The sequence below is a fragment of the Testudinibacter sp. 'clade 2' genome (assembly GCF_006227735.1).
Lineage (GTDB): Bacteria > Pseudomonadota > Gammaproteobacteria > Enterobacterales > Pasteurellaceae > Chelonobacter.
In genome coordinates this window covers 1-16,066 of the sequence record NZ_VDHB01000007.1, presented here as the reverse complement: position 1 = coordinate 16,066, position 16,066 = coordinate 1, and the positions used below count along the sequence as shown (strand labels likewise).

The 16,066-nt window shown below is 47.6% G+C and carries 13 protein-coding genes; 8 read left to right on the top strand and 5 right to left on the bottom strand.

Annotation, left to right across the window (positions count from 1 at the left end):
- Positions 1–10: 10 nt before the first annotated feature.
- The 3 genes from FHQ30_RS00960 to FHQ30_RS00950 form a co-directional block, all read right to left on the bottom strand.
- Positions 11–1,600 carry a DNA methyltransferase gene (locus tag FHQ30_RS00960; RefSeq protein WP_500692246.1) on the bottom strand — a complete coding sequence of 530 codons (1,590 nt, stop codon included), beginning with the start codon at positions 1,598–1,600 and terminating at the stop codon, positions 11–13.
- Between the two features lie 536 nt (positions 1,601–2,136).
- Positions 2,137–2,895 (bottom strand): tRNA isopentenyl-2-thiomethyl-A-37 hydroxylase MiaE, encoded by a 759-nt coding sequence (gene miaE / locus FHQ30_RS00955; RefSeq protein ID WP_139612132.1) that lies wholly within the window; start codon positions 2,893–2,895, stop codon positions 2,137–2,139.
- A gap of 108 nt (positions 2,896–3,003) precedes the next feature.
- Positions 3,004–4,050: an extracellular solute-binding protein gene (locus tag FHQ30_RS00950; RefSeq protein WP_139612131.1), complete on the bottom strand. Its 1,047-nt coding sequence runs from the start codon at positions 4,048–4,050 to the stop codon at positions 3,004–3,006.
- 324 nt (positions 4,051–4,374) lie between these two features.
- Here FHQ30_RS00950 and FHQ30_RS00945 point away from each other — a divergent pair, with 324 nt between their 5' ends.
- The 3 genes from FHQ30_RS00945 to brnQ all read left to right on the top strand — a co-directional run bounded on the left by FHQ30_RS00945 (position 4,375) and on the right by brnQ (position 7,792).
- A complete protein-coding gene (locus FHQ30_RS00945; protein ID WP_267963872.1) occupies positions 4,375–4,743 on the top strand; it encodes a DUF411 domain-containing protein in 369 nt (122 codons plus the stop codon).
- A 12-nt stretch (positions 4,744–4,755) separates the two neighbouring features.
- Positions 4,756–6,276, top strand: coding sequence for a multicopper oxidase family protein (locus FHQ30_RS00940; protein WP_267963871.1), 1,521 nt, complete (start codon positions 4,756–4,758; stop codon positions 6,274–6,276).
- Between the two features lie 220 nt (positions 6,277–6,496).
- The gene (gene brnQ / locus FHQ30_RS00935; RefSeq protein ID WP_139612129.1) at positions 6,497–7,792 is read left to right on the top strand and encodes a branched-chain amino acid transport system II carrier protein; all 1,296 of its coding nucleotides are present in this window, start codon (positions 6,497–6,499) and stop codon (positions 7,790–7,792) included.
- A 67-nt stretch (positions 7,793–7,859) separates the two neighbouring features.
- Here brnQ and FHQ30_RS00930 read toward each other — a convergent pair whose 3' ends face one another.
- Complete coding sequence (locus tag FHQ30_RS00930) at positions 7,860–9,815, bottom strand: bifunctional 2',3'-cyclic-nucleotide 2'-phosphodiesterase/3'-nucleotidase (RefSeq protein WP_139612128.1); 1,956 nt, start codon at positions 9,813–9,815, stop codon at positions 7,860–7,862.
- Between the two features lie 233 nt (positions 9,816–10,048).
- On the opposite strand from FHQ30_RS00930, the gene yidA reads away from it, so the two are divergent.
- From yidA to FHQ30_RS00905, 5 genes are all read left to right on the top strand, one after another.
- Positions 10,049–10,861, top strand: a complete 813-nt coding sequence (yidA, locus tag FHQ30_RS00925) for a sugar-phosphatase (protein ID WP_139612127.1) — start codon at positions 10,049–10,051, stop codon at positions 10,859–10,861.
- A gap of 19 nt (positions 10,862–10,880) precedes the next feature.
- Entirely contained in the window at positions 10,881–11,981 is a 1,101-nt protein-coding gene (locus FHQ30_RS00920; RefSeq protein WP_139612133.1) for a sugar diacid recognition domain-containing protein, read from the top strand.
- Positions 11,982–12,104: 123 nt separating this feature from the next.
- Positions 12,105–13,367 carry a GntP family permease gene (locus tag FHQ30_RS00915; protein ID WP_139612126.1) on the top strand — a complete coding sequence of 421 codons (1,263 nt, stop codon included), beginning with the start codon at positions 12,105–12,107 and terminating at the stop codon, positions 13,365–13,367.
- Between the two features lie 13 nt (positions 13,368–13,380).
- The gene (locus FHQ30_RS00910) at positions 13,381–14,529 is read left to right on the top strand and encodes a glycerate kinase (RefSeq protein WP_139612125.1); all 1,149 of its coding nucleotides are present in this window, start codon (positions 13,381–13,383) and stop codon (positions 14,527–14,529) included.
- A gap of 123 nt (positions 14,530–14,652) precedes the next feature.
- On the top strand, positions 14,653–15,552 hold the full coding sequence (locus FHQ30_RS00905; protein ID WP_139612124.1) for an SAM hydrolase/SAM-dependent halogenase family protein: 900 nt from the start codon (positions 14,653–14,655) through the stop codon (positions 15,550–15,552).
- Positions 15,553–15,662: 110 nt separating this feature from the next.
- Here the strand turns inward: FHQ30_RS00905 and FHQ30_RS00900 are convergent.
- The coding region (locus FHQ30_RS00900; protein WP_139612123.1) for a transposase at positions 15,663–16,066 on the bottom strand (404 nt) is incomplete at its 5' end.

Here is a 16,066-nt window from a genome sequence, read left to right as displayed (position 1 = left end):
ATTTCCCCCATCACAACACTTCAAAAGATACGCCACTGTCTTTGCACTGCAAGGCGGTGTTGGCTTTTAGGGCATCATCACCATGAAAGATTATATCCAAGGCAAATACTTTGGTGGGATTTGCGGATAAAATATCAGGCAAAATATCCAGTGTGTATTCCTGTAATAACAACGCTGTTTTGCGAGAACCATCGGCATGGCTTAGCCAAACGATATTATCGGCAAATGTCATTGGATCGGTTAATTGAAAGCCCAATCGTAAGGCAATTTCATACGCCATATTTTGAGTGGTGGCGTGTGTCTGAATAATGTCTTGTTGCTCTGCTAATTGTGCAGTTAGGTCAAGTTCAAATTGTTTTTTTGCATTTGGGCTATCTGATACAAGATTGTCAGAACTAGGGCTAGCAGAAACAGGGCTTTGCCATTGCTTAAAATTGCTTTGGCTAAGTTTAAACACTTTAAACCCTGTATCTACGCTTTGCCCATTTTTCAAGCTGCTTGAAATTTGTTTACCCGCACGACGAATGCGTTCTTTGGCAATTTCGGCGATATTATCAAAGCCTGCTTTTTTAGCTTCGGATTTTTCATCAATGGGTTCGGGCAACTGCATACAAATATATTTGCGATTACCGCCATCTTCGGCATTGAGTTGCATGACGGCATGGGCGGTTGTACCACTGCCTGAAAAGAAGTCTAGGATTAGGTCATTAGTTTGCACATTAGCAATTTTAAGAATCCGATTTAACAAGCGAGTAGGCTTTGGACTATCAAAATAGCCACGTCCAGCAAATACATCTTTTAATTCTTGTCGCCCTTCTTGATTATGTCCAACTTCCTGATAAAACCATAAAGTTGTAGAAACCATTTCATTTTGTACTTCACTTAAAAAACGTTTTAAACGTGGTACACGTTCTCCACTTTCTCCAAACCAAATACGATTATCAGCCTTTAATTCTTCAAATCTTTCTTTTGATATTCCCCAACAACGCCCTGCTGTTGGTTTTAATTTATTACCAACTGGCGTAGTTATTTCATAATCATAATTTTCTGAATAAGTTTTTACTGTTAAATCACTTGAAGTCCAATTTCCTCTAGGATCATTATCTTTATTGGTGTAACGAGCATTAGCTTCTTCTGTTCTAGGTAATCGCCCAATTTTAAATTGAGAAATATTTTTGGTATATATAAGAATATAATCGTGATTTTCAGATAAATATTTAGCATCATTTTTAGGAGAAAAAGCACGTTGCCAAATCACATCAGCCACAAAATTCTCTGCCCCAAACACCTCATCACATAACAGCTTTAATTGAGCCTGTTCATTATCATCAATGCTGATAAAAATCACGCCATCATCACGCAATAGGGTTTTGGCAAGGTGTAGGCGTGGCAACATCATATTCAGCCAGTTGCTGTGATAATGTCCGCTGTCTTTGCTGTTTTTGCGAAATGCCCCTTGGAACACACCATCACGTTTAAGATAACCGTCGTCATCGGTATCGCCCACACGGCGAGCATATTCGCTTTTCGTTTCACTGAATTTGTCAGGATAAATAAAGCTGTCATTGCCTGTGTTGTAGGGCGGATCGATATAAATCATCTTCACGCTGCCAGCGTAGGATTTTTGCAGGATTTTTAAGGCTTCGAGATTTTCGGCTTCGATAAAAACATTTTGCGTGTTGGCAAAATCGACGCTCTCGGCTTGGCAAGGGGCGAGTGTGTTAAAGGTGGGAGCTTGTAAAGTGCGGTAGGCGTTGGTTTTACCAGCCCAATTTAAGTGATAACGTTCGCCTTGGTCTGCAAGATTGTCTTCGCCTAAGATGAGTTTGAGTTTTTCAAAATCTATTTTACCCTCACAGAATACTTCAGGAAAAACTCGTTTTAACCCATTGATTTTTATGTTATAATTGGCTGTTGGCTGTTGGCTGTTGGCTGTTGGCTGTTGGCTGTTGGCTGTTGGCTGTTGGCTGTTGGCTGTTGGCTGTTGGCTGTTGGCTGTTCATCATTGTATATCCTTTTTTTTAAGCTTCAACAAGAAACATGAAATATCATTAAAACTCAATTAATGAAATGTTGGTCTTCTCTGTGACCTTTGTCAATAATCTCAAGTGCGGTCAAACCGCACTTGCGTGGTTGTTATGCGCTTGGCACGCCCGAGTGAAACTTAAATTCATCGTCAGGCGTGCTAATCAGTTCCGCTTCCACCCGGGCAAAATGCGCCACCCGTGCGCTGATGTCTTGTGCGGCGATCTGTTGGGCGAGGATCAGGTAATCTTCGTAATGGCGTGCTTCCGAGCGCAACAGCGAAACATAAAATTTCTCTAATTGTGCATCTAAATAGGGCGCAAGTTTGGCGAACCGCTCACAAGAGCGGGCTTCGATAAACGCACCGATAATCAGTTTGTCCACCAGCGTATGCGGTTCGTGATTAATCACCTCACGCATCAAGCCTTTGGCATAACGTCCGGCGCTGATGTTTTCCAGCTCAATACCACGCTGTTCGATAATTTCCAACACCTGATAAAAATGGTGCAGCTCTTCTTTAATCAGCAGCACCATTTTATCAATGATCTCTGCCGCATACGGCTGATCGCTGCGCGGTTCGATTTTCTTGGTGATCTGGCTTTTGCCTTTCAAGCTGTTGAGATCGCCGATTTTACGGTAAGCAAAGTCTTCGTAAGGCTTCATCCATAGCAATAGATTTTGATTGCTTTCGCTGTCGGCAGCATATTTGCGTAATAAAAACATCGCCGATTGTGCCGCTTTCAGCTCACACAGCATGTGATCTTGCAGAATTATGCTGAGATTTTGCGGTTTTTTGGCTTCCTCTATCCATGCGTCGGGGGTTTCGCATTGCAGAAATTGCTGAATCGGGGCTAATAGGTGTTGGTACATAATCAGTTCACTTTTACTCTGTCTTTTTCGGCTGGATTTCAGCGGTAAGGGTGATTTACAACCGCTCTTGCGTTGATTAGGGCAGAGACAATCTGCCCCTATATTACATTAATGGGCTTTCAGCAAATTCCAATATTTTTCATAAATATCAATTGCTTCGCCCACATCGGCTTGCAGCACGCCGTTTTCGATTTCGGCCACCGATGGAAATAAGGTCGGGTCGTTAGCATCGGCTTCGCTCAGCAGTGCTTTGACCCCGTTATTCGGCATTGAGAAGCCCATGCTTTCAATCACCACTTTGGCGCTTTGCGGGCGCAGCATAAAATCGATAAATTGGTAGGCAGCATCAGGATTTTTAGCGCCTTTCGGGATGGCATAGTTATCCATCCAGAAAATGGCGCCCTCTTTCGGGTAAACAAAACGGATATCCGAATTTTCGTGGTGGGCGCGGAAAGCAGAACCGTTCCAGATCATGCCGATATCCACTTCACCTTGTAAATACGGCACTTCCGGCGAATCGGAATTAAACGCAACCACATTCGGAATCAATGTTTTCAGTAATTGGTATGCCTGTTCAATTTCGGCTTCGTCAGTGGTGTTTGGCGAGAAGCCTAATAATAGCAAGGCAATATGAAAAACTTCGCGTGAATCTGCGGTCAGCAACACTTTGCCTTTATATTCCGGACGCCACAAATCCCGCCAACTAGTGACCGCACTTGGCTCAATTTCGGCGGCATTCAAGCCGATGCCGGTCAAGCCGTAAACATACGGCAAGGAATAGCGGTTTTGCGGATCAAACGGTTTGTCCAATAACGCTTGGCTGATGTTGTTCAAATTGCGTAATTTGCTTTTGTCCAGTGGCTGCAACATATTTTCCTGCGCCATTTTGCCGATATAATAACTGGATGGAAACACCAAATCGTAGCCGCTGCTTTTCATCAGCTTCATTTTAGAATACATCTCTTCATTGCTTTCAAAGGTCGAATAAATCACCTCAATGCCAGTCTCTTTGGTGAAATCGGCCAGCAATTTGGACGGAATATATTCGGTCCAGTTATACACATAGAGTTTTTGGGCAAACAGCGAAGTGCTGAAAAGGGCGAGTGTAGCGATCAGAGCGGATTTAAGTATGCGGCAAGCCAATAGTTTTTTCAATTTTCAAGTCCTCCAAAGCCTTCATTGCAAGGCTGCAACTATAAAAAGTGCGGTTAGTCAATTAACTGCGCTGAGTATAGCAAGAGCAGCCTGATTTATCTAACCGATTTTTATCCCAACCACTTGATGGTAAAAATTGCCTGCTCTTTCACAATTATTTGGGGTTATATCAATATTTGTCTACAACACTTGATGGCATAATATGCGCATTGATATTTTACGAGGAGAAACCCAATGTATTCAAGGTTGAAAACACATTTGCTCTATAGCTTGAGTCTTTTTTGTTTGCTCGTTAGCACACCGGTGATAGCGGAAAACCTAAAAATGACTGTTTGGAAAGATCCTTACTGCGGCTGTTGTGTCGAATGGGTAGAATATCTGCAAGCCAACGGTTTTGAGATTGAGGTAATCGAATCGCTGCGCATCGGCGTACGCGAAAAATTAGGCATTCAAATGCAATACTCCTCCTGCCATACCGCACAAATCGGCGATTATGTGATCGAAGGTCATGTGCCAGCAGAAGACATCAAACGCTTGCTGGCAGAAAAACCGGATGCTGTCGGATTAGCCGTGCCGGGCATGCCTATCGGCTCTCCGGGCATGGACAATCCGCTATATGGCGGACAAAAAGATCGTTACCATGTGCTGTTGCTGCTCAAAGACGGCAGTAGTGTCATTTATAATAGCTACTGATAAGGAGAGTTTATGAACAGTATCAAACGTCGTGATTTTTTGCGCTACAGCATTGCGCTCGGTTTAGCCACCCACTATGGCTGGGTGGAGGCTACCCCACATATGCACCATGGCGAGATGATGTCACCAAATATGGGCGGCATCGGTGCGATGCAATCTGCGGATCTGCCATTGATGCCACCATCAGCCATGCCGAGCGGACAGCCACTCTCTCCACTGGTACAATTGGCAAACCAAAGTGATCAAAGTGCGGTTTTTGAAGCCGATCTGGAAGCCAAGGTGGTCGAGATGGAACTGGCCGGCGGCAAAAAGACCGAAGTCTGGGCGTATAACGGACAGCTGCCCGGCCCGCAAATTGTGGTCAACGAAGGCGATACAGTACGTATTCGCTTTAAAAACAGCTTGCCACAACCGACCACTATCCATTGGCACGGACTAGCCGTGCCGGAAGCACAAGACGGCAATCCGCAGGATGAGGTTCTGCCCGGACAAACACGGTTGTATGAGTTTAAAATTGCTGAAAATAGTGCCGGAACTTACTGGTATCACCCACACCCTCACGGCTTGGTCGCCGAGCAGGTTTATATGGGGCTGGCAGGTAGTTTGATCATCAAAAGCAAAACCGATCCGTTCGCCCATTTGCAAGAACAGCATTGGCTGATTTCCGATCTACGCTTGGATCAAGATGGGCGCATTCCGCCTAACACTCTTTCAGACTGGATTAACGGTCGCGAGGGCGAGTTTGTGCTGATTAACGCCCAACTCACGCCACAAATCAGCTTGAACGGCAACCAGCGGCTACGTATTTGGAACGCCACCAGTGCCCGTTATTTCCGTTTGCATTTGCCGAATGTCGAGTGGATTGTGGTCGGCACCGACGGCGGTCTGCTGGAAGAGCCGTTGAGCGCCGGCGACGAGTTGTTTTTAGTGCCGGGACAACGGCTGGAAGTGATTCCTCGTATCAGCCAAAATGGAACCGCGACATTAATAAGCCGTTACTATGACCGTCGTAAAATGATGGTACGTGAAGCACCAACCACCTTAACCCTTGCCAAGGTTGAGCTAACACAAGCTGATGTCGCATTACCACAGCGTCTACGCACCTTTGCCGCACTGCCGCCGATTGCAGTAAAACGCACGGTGGTCTTCAGGGAAAGAATGCCGTCAGGCATGAACGGGAATACCGCCAGCATGTTGCAAAATATGTTTTTGGTCAACGATCAAGTTTTTGACATGAAGCGTATTGATTTTGAAGGTAAACAAGGTGAAACCGAAGAGTGGCTGCTGTTTAATTCTTCACATATGGATCACCCGTTCCATATTCACGGCACACAGTTCGAGCTGATCAACCGCACTTTGAACGGCGAAACCCGGCAAGAGCCCTATCGTGCCAAACGCGATATCCTGAATTTAAAACCGATGGAAAAAGCGCTGATTCGCTTTGTTCAAACCGAGAAAGGCTTAAAAATGTTCCATTGCCATATTTTGGAACACGAAACCCTCGGTATGATGGCAATGCTACAGGTGAAATAGCAATTTTGTCATCGGCGCTTTGAGAAAAAGCAGAAAATACGCTCGACTTTCTGCTTTTTTAACTAGTTTTCTGCTTTTTTAACCAGTGTATTTTACCTAGTAAAACTCAACCATATCGTAATAAAATCGCCCTCTCACGCCTAATTAATACATTTATCGGCTGAAAAATCACAAGAATAACGTATAATCCACCGATTATTGATATTAAGGGGTATAGATTATGCTATCTCGCAAAGATATTCTTATTTTAGGCATGATGATTTTTTCGCTATTTTTAGGCGCAGGCAATATTATTTTTCCACCCATGGAAGGTTATCATGCCGGTACAAACTGGTTATGGGCAGCGTTTGGATTTGTATTAACCGGTGTCTGTATGCCATTTATCACCTTGGTGGTCGTTACGCTGAAAGGACGGGGCGAAGCGCTCTCGCTTGACCTTCCAAAATGGGTCGGCGTGACATTTTGGTCAATTCTCTACTTAGTAATCGGCTCCACTTTTGCGATGCCACGGGTGACCAATGTCGCCTATGAAATGGCATGGCAGCCCTTGAATCTGTTCAACGGCGAGTATCAACATATTCTATTTGCCTTAGTCTTCAACCTCATTGGAATGTTTTTTATGCTGGGACGCAGCACCATGATCTCCAGCATCGGCAAATTTATGGCGCCCATGTTGCTGGTCTTGTTGATAGTGGTCGGCTTTGCGGTGATTTCCAATCCGCTTTCCACAATCGTCTTGCCTTCTCACGCCTATGCCGAGAACTCTGCGGTCGCAACCGGGCTAGTGGGTGGCTATCAAACGATGGATGTGCTGTCTGCAATGGCTTTCGGCGGCATTGTCGCCAGAGCGCTGGCAGTCAAACAGGTATCGGATAAAAAAACCATACTGCAATACACCTTAAGTGCCGGAGCAATTTCTGTGATGCTGCTCAGTGCATTGTACATCTGCCTGTTTTACCTCGGCGCCACCAGCCACAGTGTCGCTGTCGAGGCAAGCAACGGTGGGCAAATTTTTGCCGGTTATGTTAATGCACTGTTTGGCAACACAGGATTATTGATGATGAGCGGTATTGTCATGCTGGCAAATTTGACCACCTTAGTGGGTGTCACCAGTGCCTGTGCCGATTACTTCTCCAAATTTCACCCACGGCTTACCTATAAGTTTTTTGTTATCGTCTTTACCGCTGCGACTATCATCATTTCTGAAGCGGGTTTGGACACCTTGCTCAGAGTCACCATTCCTGCATTATTACTGATCTACCCGATAGCCATTATGCTGGTCGCACTACAGCTGCTGCGCCATAAACTACCGTCAATAAAATTCAGCTATCAACTCACCATCGGCACCGTATCACTGTTTAGCCTGTGCGATAGCCTGAATAATATCGGCGTATTACCGCACTTTGCCAACGAACTACTGGCGTATGTGCCGTTTTACCCGCTTGGCTTAAGCTGGGTGGTGCCGGCTGTTATGGCACTGTTAGTGAGTATTGCGATTGGGAAAAGAATCAGCTAAAAAAATTAACCCCCGATAATTTATCAAGGGTTATCTTTACGGTTTATCTAAAGCCACTTGTGTAGCACTACTTGCTTAAATCGACTTGATATAAGGCAAAGCCCACTTCGTCTTGCCCGATTTTCTTCATCGGATATTGCGCATGTTGTTGAATAAACTCTGCGGCTTTTTCCGATGGTGAGGTTTCAAACACAATCTTCAAGTTGGCTTGTGGAATCGCTTTAAAGCGCCAGTTGTTATCCGCTTGCGGTTTCACCTCGCCCTGCTCTTGGCTGACCCGGCGAATATAGTCGGCTAAAATTGTGCGGTTTTCATCCGGCGCAGCAAACGCTAACTGGCTGCCGTCGGTGCCCGGGAACTTGTTACCAAAGGCACGATAGTTATTGGTGGCGATCAAAAACTCTTGTTTCGGGTCAATCGGTTTGCCGTTAAACGTTAGCTCGACAATCCGTTCTGCTTGCGGGTTCACCAGTTTGCAGTCACCGTCATAACGTGCCGCTTGGGTCACATCCACTTGGTAGTCCACACCGTCAATCACATCAAAATTATAGGTGCGGAAATCGTCCCAATTGATCAGATGCTGCGCTTCGGTTTTGCTAGGGTCAATTTGCTTAAATTGACCGGCAGAGCACTCTAACCACTCTTTCAGTTGCGCCCCATTGATTTTCACCGCCACCAAGGTGTTCGGATACAGATACAAATCCGCCGCATTGCGGAAACTGAGCTGTCCGGCTTCGACCTCGGTGTAGCTGGTCGGATCATTTTTACGTCCCCCGGTTTTAAACGGCGCTGCCGCAGAAAGCACCGGCAGGTTTTCCAGCTCCGGATTGCCTTTGATAAAGTTTTTCACATAATCCTGTTGCGCCAGATTCACAATTTGAATCGTCGGATCATCTTGCACCAAGGCTAAGAAGCTGTACATGTTATCAGCGGCTTTACCAATCGGTTGGTTGACATACTCACGAGTGCTGTCATGATCATCTTTCAGCACCTTCACAATCTCCGGATGTGCTGTTGCTACCGCACTTTTACTCTCATTATCAAAAATCGGGCGAGCTTCCGCGCGCGCTCCCGTGACCAGCCACTTGCCACTGTCGTTGTTCAAGTTCAGATCGATAATTCCCAGATGGCTGCCCCAATAGCCCGGCATCACTGCCGGAACACCATTGATCGTGCCTTTTTCCAGATCCACATTCGCCACATCGGCAAACGATTTACTTGGGAATAAACCGTGCGCATGCCCGAACGCAATGGCATCAATGCCGTCAATTTGTGAAATATAGGCTACGGCATTTTCTGCCAACGGTTGATATGCCTCTTTTGATAACCCGGAGTGCATTAAAGCAATCACTACATCCGCTCCCTCGGCTTTCATCTGCGGCACCAGCTCGCGCGCGGTTTCAGTGATGTCTTTCACTTCCAATTTGCCGTCTAAATGTTTTTTGTCCCACGTCAGAATTTGTGGTGGCACAAAACCGATATAACCGATTTTAATTGTCTGTTTTTCGCCTTTATCATCAACCAATTGGTAATCTTTGATTAAATATGGCGTGAAATACGGCTTGCCGGTGGCGATGTCAATCACATTGGCACTGACATAAGGAAAATTGGCACCTGCCAGCGCCTTGTCCATAAACGCTAAGCCATAGTTAAATTCATGGTTACCGACAGTCGCTGCATCATAATTCAGCAAATTCATCGCTTTATAAACCGGGTGAACCTCGCCGGCGGCTAAGCCTTTGCTCGCAATGTAATCACCCATCGGGCTGCCTTGAATCACATCACCGTTATCGACCAACACGCTGTTTTTCGCCTGTTCACGGGCTTTGACGATCAAATCCGCCGTGCGTGCCAAGCCCAATTTATCTGATGGAGCATCTTTATAGTAATCATAATCCAGCATATTCGCATGCAAATCAGTGGTTTCGATAATACGCAAATCTACATTGGCGGCTGAAGCCAAGTTCGGTATCGCAAGTGCAGCAGTGATTAACGTTGTCAATAAAGTCGGTTTAAACGCCATGGAATCATCCTCTTTTTAAAAGTTAATAAATCGTTAAATGTTATTTTAATATCACTCTATTTTGCAGTAACGTTGCCGATTTTATGCCAATTGTGCCAGCTTGCAACGTTAATCACGGAAAAAATTGAGCTGGTAACCAAGCAGAATGCAACTTTGCGAGTCTGCTCACAAAATTCTCTTTTCCCCAACAGAACGGCAATGTTATGCTGAAGCAATTAACATGAGGAGATTGTATGCAACAGTATAAATTAATTGCGCTCGACATGGACGGCACATTGCTCAATAACGAAAAAAAGATCAGCGAACGCAATAAAACCGCTATTTTGGCGGCGCGCGAACAAGGCGTATATGTGATTTTGGCCTCCGGTCGCCCCTATATCGGCATGCAACAATATATGCAGCAGCTCGGCATGACCGGCAATGATGATTATGTGTTGTGTTTTAACGGTGCGATTGTCGAACGAGCCCATGACGGCTATGTAATTAACAGCAAAATGTTGCAAGGCAAGGACGCCAAATTCGTGGCACAGCATGCCGATCGCTTTGGCTTAAACGTGCATGCGTTTTCACCCACTCGTGGGCTGATCACCCCAAAAGCCAACCACTACACCCAACACGAAGCCGATTCCAACGGCATTGATTTCAGCTTACTGGATTTTTCGCTGCTGGACGATCACGAGCCGATCATCAAAACCATGATTATCGATCCCCCTGAACTGCTTGACCCGTTTGCTGCCGCTGTGCCGACCGCACTTTGCCAACGTTACACCGTAGTGCGCAGCGCACCGTTCTTTCTGGAATTTATTCACCCGCAAGCCAATAAAGGTGCCGGTGTGGCGGCGCTGGCTCAGCATTTGAATATCAACCCCGAACAGATCATCTGCTGCGGCGACGCCGGTAACGATCTGCATATGCTGCAATATGCCGGTTTGGGCGTGGCAATGGGCAATGCCACTGAAGACATAAAAGCCATCGCCGATTACATCACCGCCGACAACAACAGCTCCGGCGTTGCCGAGGTGATTGAAAAGTTCGTGTTGGCATAAAAGTGCGGTCGGACAGCCAATGAAACTGGACAAAACCATCGCCCAGCAGATCGTCAGCCGCACCATGAAAATCATTGCCAAATCGGTCAATGTGATGGACGAAAACGGCATCATCATCGCCTCCGGCGATCCGAACCGCTTGCGGCAACGGCATACCGGCGCGGTGTTGGCATTGCGCGAAAAGCGCACGATTGAGATCGATGCGACACTGGCAAAACAGTGGAATTACGAAGCCCAACCGGGGATTAACCTACCGATTCACTATCTGGGACACACCTTCGGCGTGGTCGGCATCTCCGGCGTGCCCGATGAAGTGCGGCGTTATGCCGAACTGGTGAAAATGACAGCGGAATTAATCGTCGAACAAAACGTGTTGCTGGAGCAAGAGCGCTGGCAACGGCGCTATAAAGAGGAGTTTTTGCTGCAACTGGTTCAGGGCAAGGCCGACGCACAGGCTGCGCAGCAAGCCGCGCTGTTTGCCCTCGATCTCAACCGTCCCTATGTTGTTGTGATCATTAAACTGCTGGCAAGCAGCATGGAATCGTTGCGCGAATTGGTTGGTTATCTGGAGCTTTCCCGTTTGGATCTGCACCTTGCGGTCAGCGCCCTTGATGAAATCGTGATACTGCAAAGCGCTGAATCTGCGGCGTGCGGCACGCAGATCTTGTCGGCGCAACTATTGCCGCCGACCATTAATCCGCAACAGTTGAAAATCGCCTTTGGCTGCCCGATGGGCGGCTTGGACGGTATTGCCGTTTCCTATCGAACCGCACTTTCCACCTTGAATTACGGACGGCGTATCGCGCCCAAAAAACAGACTTACCGCTATCAGGAATATAAACTACCGGCACTGCTGGACGGGCTGTCCGACTGGCAATTGGCGGAAATCACCCGCATTTTGCAGCCGCTGTATGCCGCCGATGAGAAACGGGTGTTGTATAAAACCTTGCAAACCTATTTTTCATCAAATTGTGATCCGGCTCGCAGTGCGAAAAAACTGTTTATCCACAGCAACACCCTGCGTTACCGCTTAAGCAAAATCGAACAATTAACCCAGTTATCTTTCAATAAGATAGATGAAAAATTCATGCTCTATTTAGCCACACTTTTAAAAACATGATTTGTGCCATATAACAAAAATATTCTTTTTTCACGGCTTATTTTTGGCTTTTTACACAACGATTTTGATTAACCGTTGTGTGCATAATGACCGCACTTAACGGTTGAGCGTGGGAGAAAAAATATGGTGAGCGTTTCTGCTTGGGGTGCAGTCGTGGCGTTAGTGATTGCCATCGGCTTGATTTTAAAGAAAGTTCCGCCGGCATACGGCATGATTGTCGGCGCATTGGCAGGAGGCTTGGTCGGCGGAGCCGGCTTAAGCGAAACCGTTGCCCTGATGATCGGCGGCGCACAGGGCATTACCACCGCGGTTATGCGCATTTTGGCGGCAGGCGTGTTAGCCGGCGTGCTGATTGAGTCCGGCGCGGCAACCACGATTGCCGAAACCATTGTCAAAAAACTGGGAGAAACCCGAGCGTTGCTGGCATTGATTCTGGCAACTTGGCTGTTGACCAGCGTCGGCGTGTTTGTCGATGTCGCCGTGATCACTGTGTCGCCGATTGCACAGGCGTTAGCCAAACGCGGTGATCTGTCGAAAGCGGCGATTTTGCTGGCAATGGTCGGCGGCGGCAAAGCCGGCAACATCATGTCGCCCAATCCCAACACGATTGCTGCGGCAGAAGCATTCGACATTCCGTTGACCTCGCTCATGGCAGCAGGGATTATTCCGGCGTTGTTCGGTTTGCTGATCACCTATTTTCTTGCCAAAAAATTAATTGCAAAAGGCAGCAAAGTCAGCCGCGAGGAAGTGATCATCGTCGACGACAGCCGCTTACCGCACTTTGCCGCCGCCATTTCCGCACCGCTGGTGGCAATTATCTTATTGGCACTGCGTCCGCTGGCAGATATTGCAGTTGATCCGTTAATCGCCCTGCCGCTCGGCGGCTTGGTCGGCGCTTTGCTGATGGGCAAACGGAATGATATCAATCACTATGCAATCAGCGGTTTAGCCAAAATGGCGCCAGTGGCGATTATGCTGCTCGGCACCGGCACCTTAGCCGGCATTATCGCCAATTCCGGCCTAAAAGACGTGCTGATCGAAGGCTTAACCGCCTCCGGCTTGCCGTCGTATCTGCTGGCGCCGATTTCAGGGGCGCTGATGTCGCTGGCAACGGCATCGACTACCGCCGGAACAGTGGTTGCCGCGAATGTGTTCAGCAGCACCCTGCTCGAATTGGGCATCAGCGGTCTGGCAGGCGCTGCGATGATTCACGCCGGTGCAACTGTGTTTGATCATATGCCGCACGGCTCTTTCTTCCATGCCACCGGCGGCAGTGTTAACATGAATATCAGAGAGCGGTTAAAACTGATTCCATACGAAACCTTCGTCGGGCTGACCTTAGCACTGGTTTCAACCCTTATTTTTGGTGTATTCAATTTATTTTAAGTGAGGATTTATCATGAAAATTGTCATTGCCCCCGATTCGTTTAAAGAGAGCTTAACCGCACTTGAAGCGGCAGATGCGATTGAAACCGGTTTTAAAAAAGTGTTTCCGCACGCAACATACCTCAAAGTACCAATGGCGGATGGCGGCGAGGGCACGGTGCAATCGTTGATTGACGCCACCGGCGGACGCTTGCTGCATTTGGACGTGACTGCGCCATTGGGCAATCAAACGGTGGCTTTTTTCGGGCTGTCCGGTGACGGCAAAACAGCAGTGATTGAAATGGCGGCGGCATCCGGTTTACATTTAGTCCCGCCGAGCCAACGTAATCCGTTGCTGACCACCAGTTATGGCAGCGGAGAGTTAATTAAAGCAGCGTTGGATCACAAGGTTGAAAAAATCATTCTCGGCATCGGCGGCAGTGCCACCAATGACGGCGGCGTCGGTATGTTGCAAGCACTGGGGGCTCGTTTTCAAGATGCTGGCGGGCAAGAATTAGCATTTGGCGGCGCGGCATTAGCCGAATTAACCAGCATTCACTTGGACCAACTGGATTCGCGTTTGCAGCACGTGGCGATCGAAGTGGCTTGCGATGTGGATAATCCACTGTGCGGCGAACAGGGCGCGTCTGCCACTTTCGGCCCGCAAAAGGGCGCTACACCTGCGATGGTGGCGCAATTGGATCAGGCTTTGGCACATTTTGCCAAGCTAGCCAAACAGCAACTGGGGCTGGAAATCGCTGAGCTTGCCGGTGCCGGAGCGGCAGGCGGCATGGGCGGTGGCTTGCAGTTACTGCCGAATGTACAGTTAAAACCAGGGGTACAAATCGTGATTGAAGCAGCCAAGCTGGCGCAACAACTGCAAGATGCCGATTTAGTGATCACCGGTGAAGGGCGGATTGACGGGCAAACGGTGCACGGCAAAACCCCGATTGGCGTGGCGAAAACCGCCAAGCGGTTTAATAAACCGGTGATCGCAATTTGCGGCTGCTTGCGCGATGACTATGACGCCGTTTATCAGCATGGTATTGATGCGGTGTTCCCGATTATCAGCCAACTCGGCAGCCTCGCGGACACGTTGGCAGACGGACACAAAAATTTGGTTTCGACCGCACACAATATTGCTCGGTTGTATTGTTTAAACCGCGATGGTTTAAACCGCTAAATCCCAGACCGCACTTTGCACGAAAATGCGCCCAGATTGGCAAAAGTGCGGTTGGCTATTGCCTCACTTTTCCGCCCTGTGTTATGTTGACAGCGACAATCAACCAGCGGAGGAATTTATCTGATGAAAAAACCACTTTTAACCTTGCTATTAGGACTTTCTGTCGGCAGCGTTGCCTTGGCGGACAATGCGCTGCTGCTGCAAACTGACTTCAGTTTGCAAGATGGTGCGGTTTCTGCCATGCAAGGGGTCGCCTTCGGGGTTGACAACGATCTGAAAATCTTCAATTTAACCCACGAAATTCCGCCTTATGACATTTGGCAAGCCGCCTATCGACTGTATCAAACCGCACCTTATTGGCAAAAAGGCACTGTGTTTGTCAGTGTGGTCGATCCCGGTGTCGGCACCGATCGCAAATCGGTGGTGCTGAAAACCCAAAGCGGTCACTATTTTGTGACGCCGGATAACGGCACGCTGACCCTCGTCGCCGAATCGCTTGGTATCGACAGCGTGCGCGAGATTGATGAAAAAACCAACCGTCTTTCCGGCTCGGAGAAATCCTACACCTTTCATGGTCGTGATGTGTACGCCTACACCGGCGCACGCTTGGCGGCAGGGAAAATCAGTTTTGAGCAGGTCGGACCGGAGCTAGAGAAGAAAGTCTTTGAAATTCCGTACCAAAAAGCCACCTTGGACAACGGCGAATTAAAGGGCAATATTCCGATTTTGGATATTCAATATGGCAATATTTGGACCAATATCAGCGATCAATTATTAGAACAGTCCGGCATTCAAAAAGGCGATACCGCCTGTGTTCAGATTAAACAGGGCGAACAACTGCGCTACAGTGGCAAAATGCCGTATGTCAGCAGCTTCGGCGATGTCAAAGACGGCGAGCCGCTGTTATATTTAAACAGCCTGCTGAATGTCTCTTTCGCGCTGAATATGGAAAATTTTGCCGAGAAAAATCAGGTGAAATCCGGCGCAGATTGGCACGTTAGCGTGAAAAAATGCGGTAACTGATTGCTATTCAATGTTAAAGTGCGGTTTGCAACCGCACTTCAGATTATTGACAAAGATATTTGATGAGGCAGGGTAGCAACTGTGTTTAACTTCAAAAAAGTTATTCTTTTTTAACCCACAGATACTGTGGATAAATGGCGTGTAGCGTCCCATTTCTCATTACGTTTTACTAACGCATTGATGATGGTTAACAGTTTCCGCATACATGCCGTTAATGCAATTTTTTTCGCTTTGCCTCTCGCCACCAATCGCTCGTAAAAGGCTTTAAAAACAGGCTCAAAACGAACAGCAGATAACACCGCCATATATAATGCATTGCGAACAATAGCACGCCCACCGTGGCAGAATGATTTCCCCGTCCATTGCCCACTTTGCTGTGTGTGCGGAATCACGCCAACCAGTGAAGCAATACGTTTATTCGAGAGCTTGCCCAGTTCCGGTAAACTTGACATCAACACCGCAACGCAGTTCTTTCCGACACCTTTAATCTCCGCGATAAGCTCAGCTTTCTCGT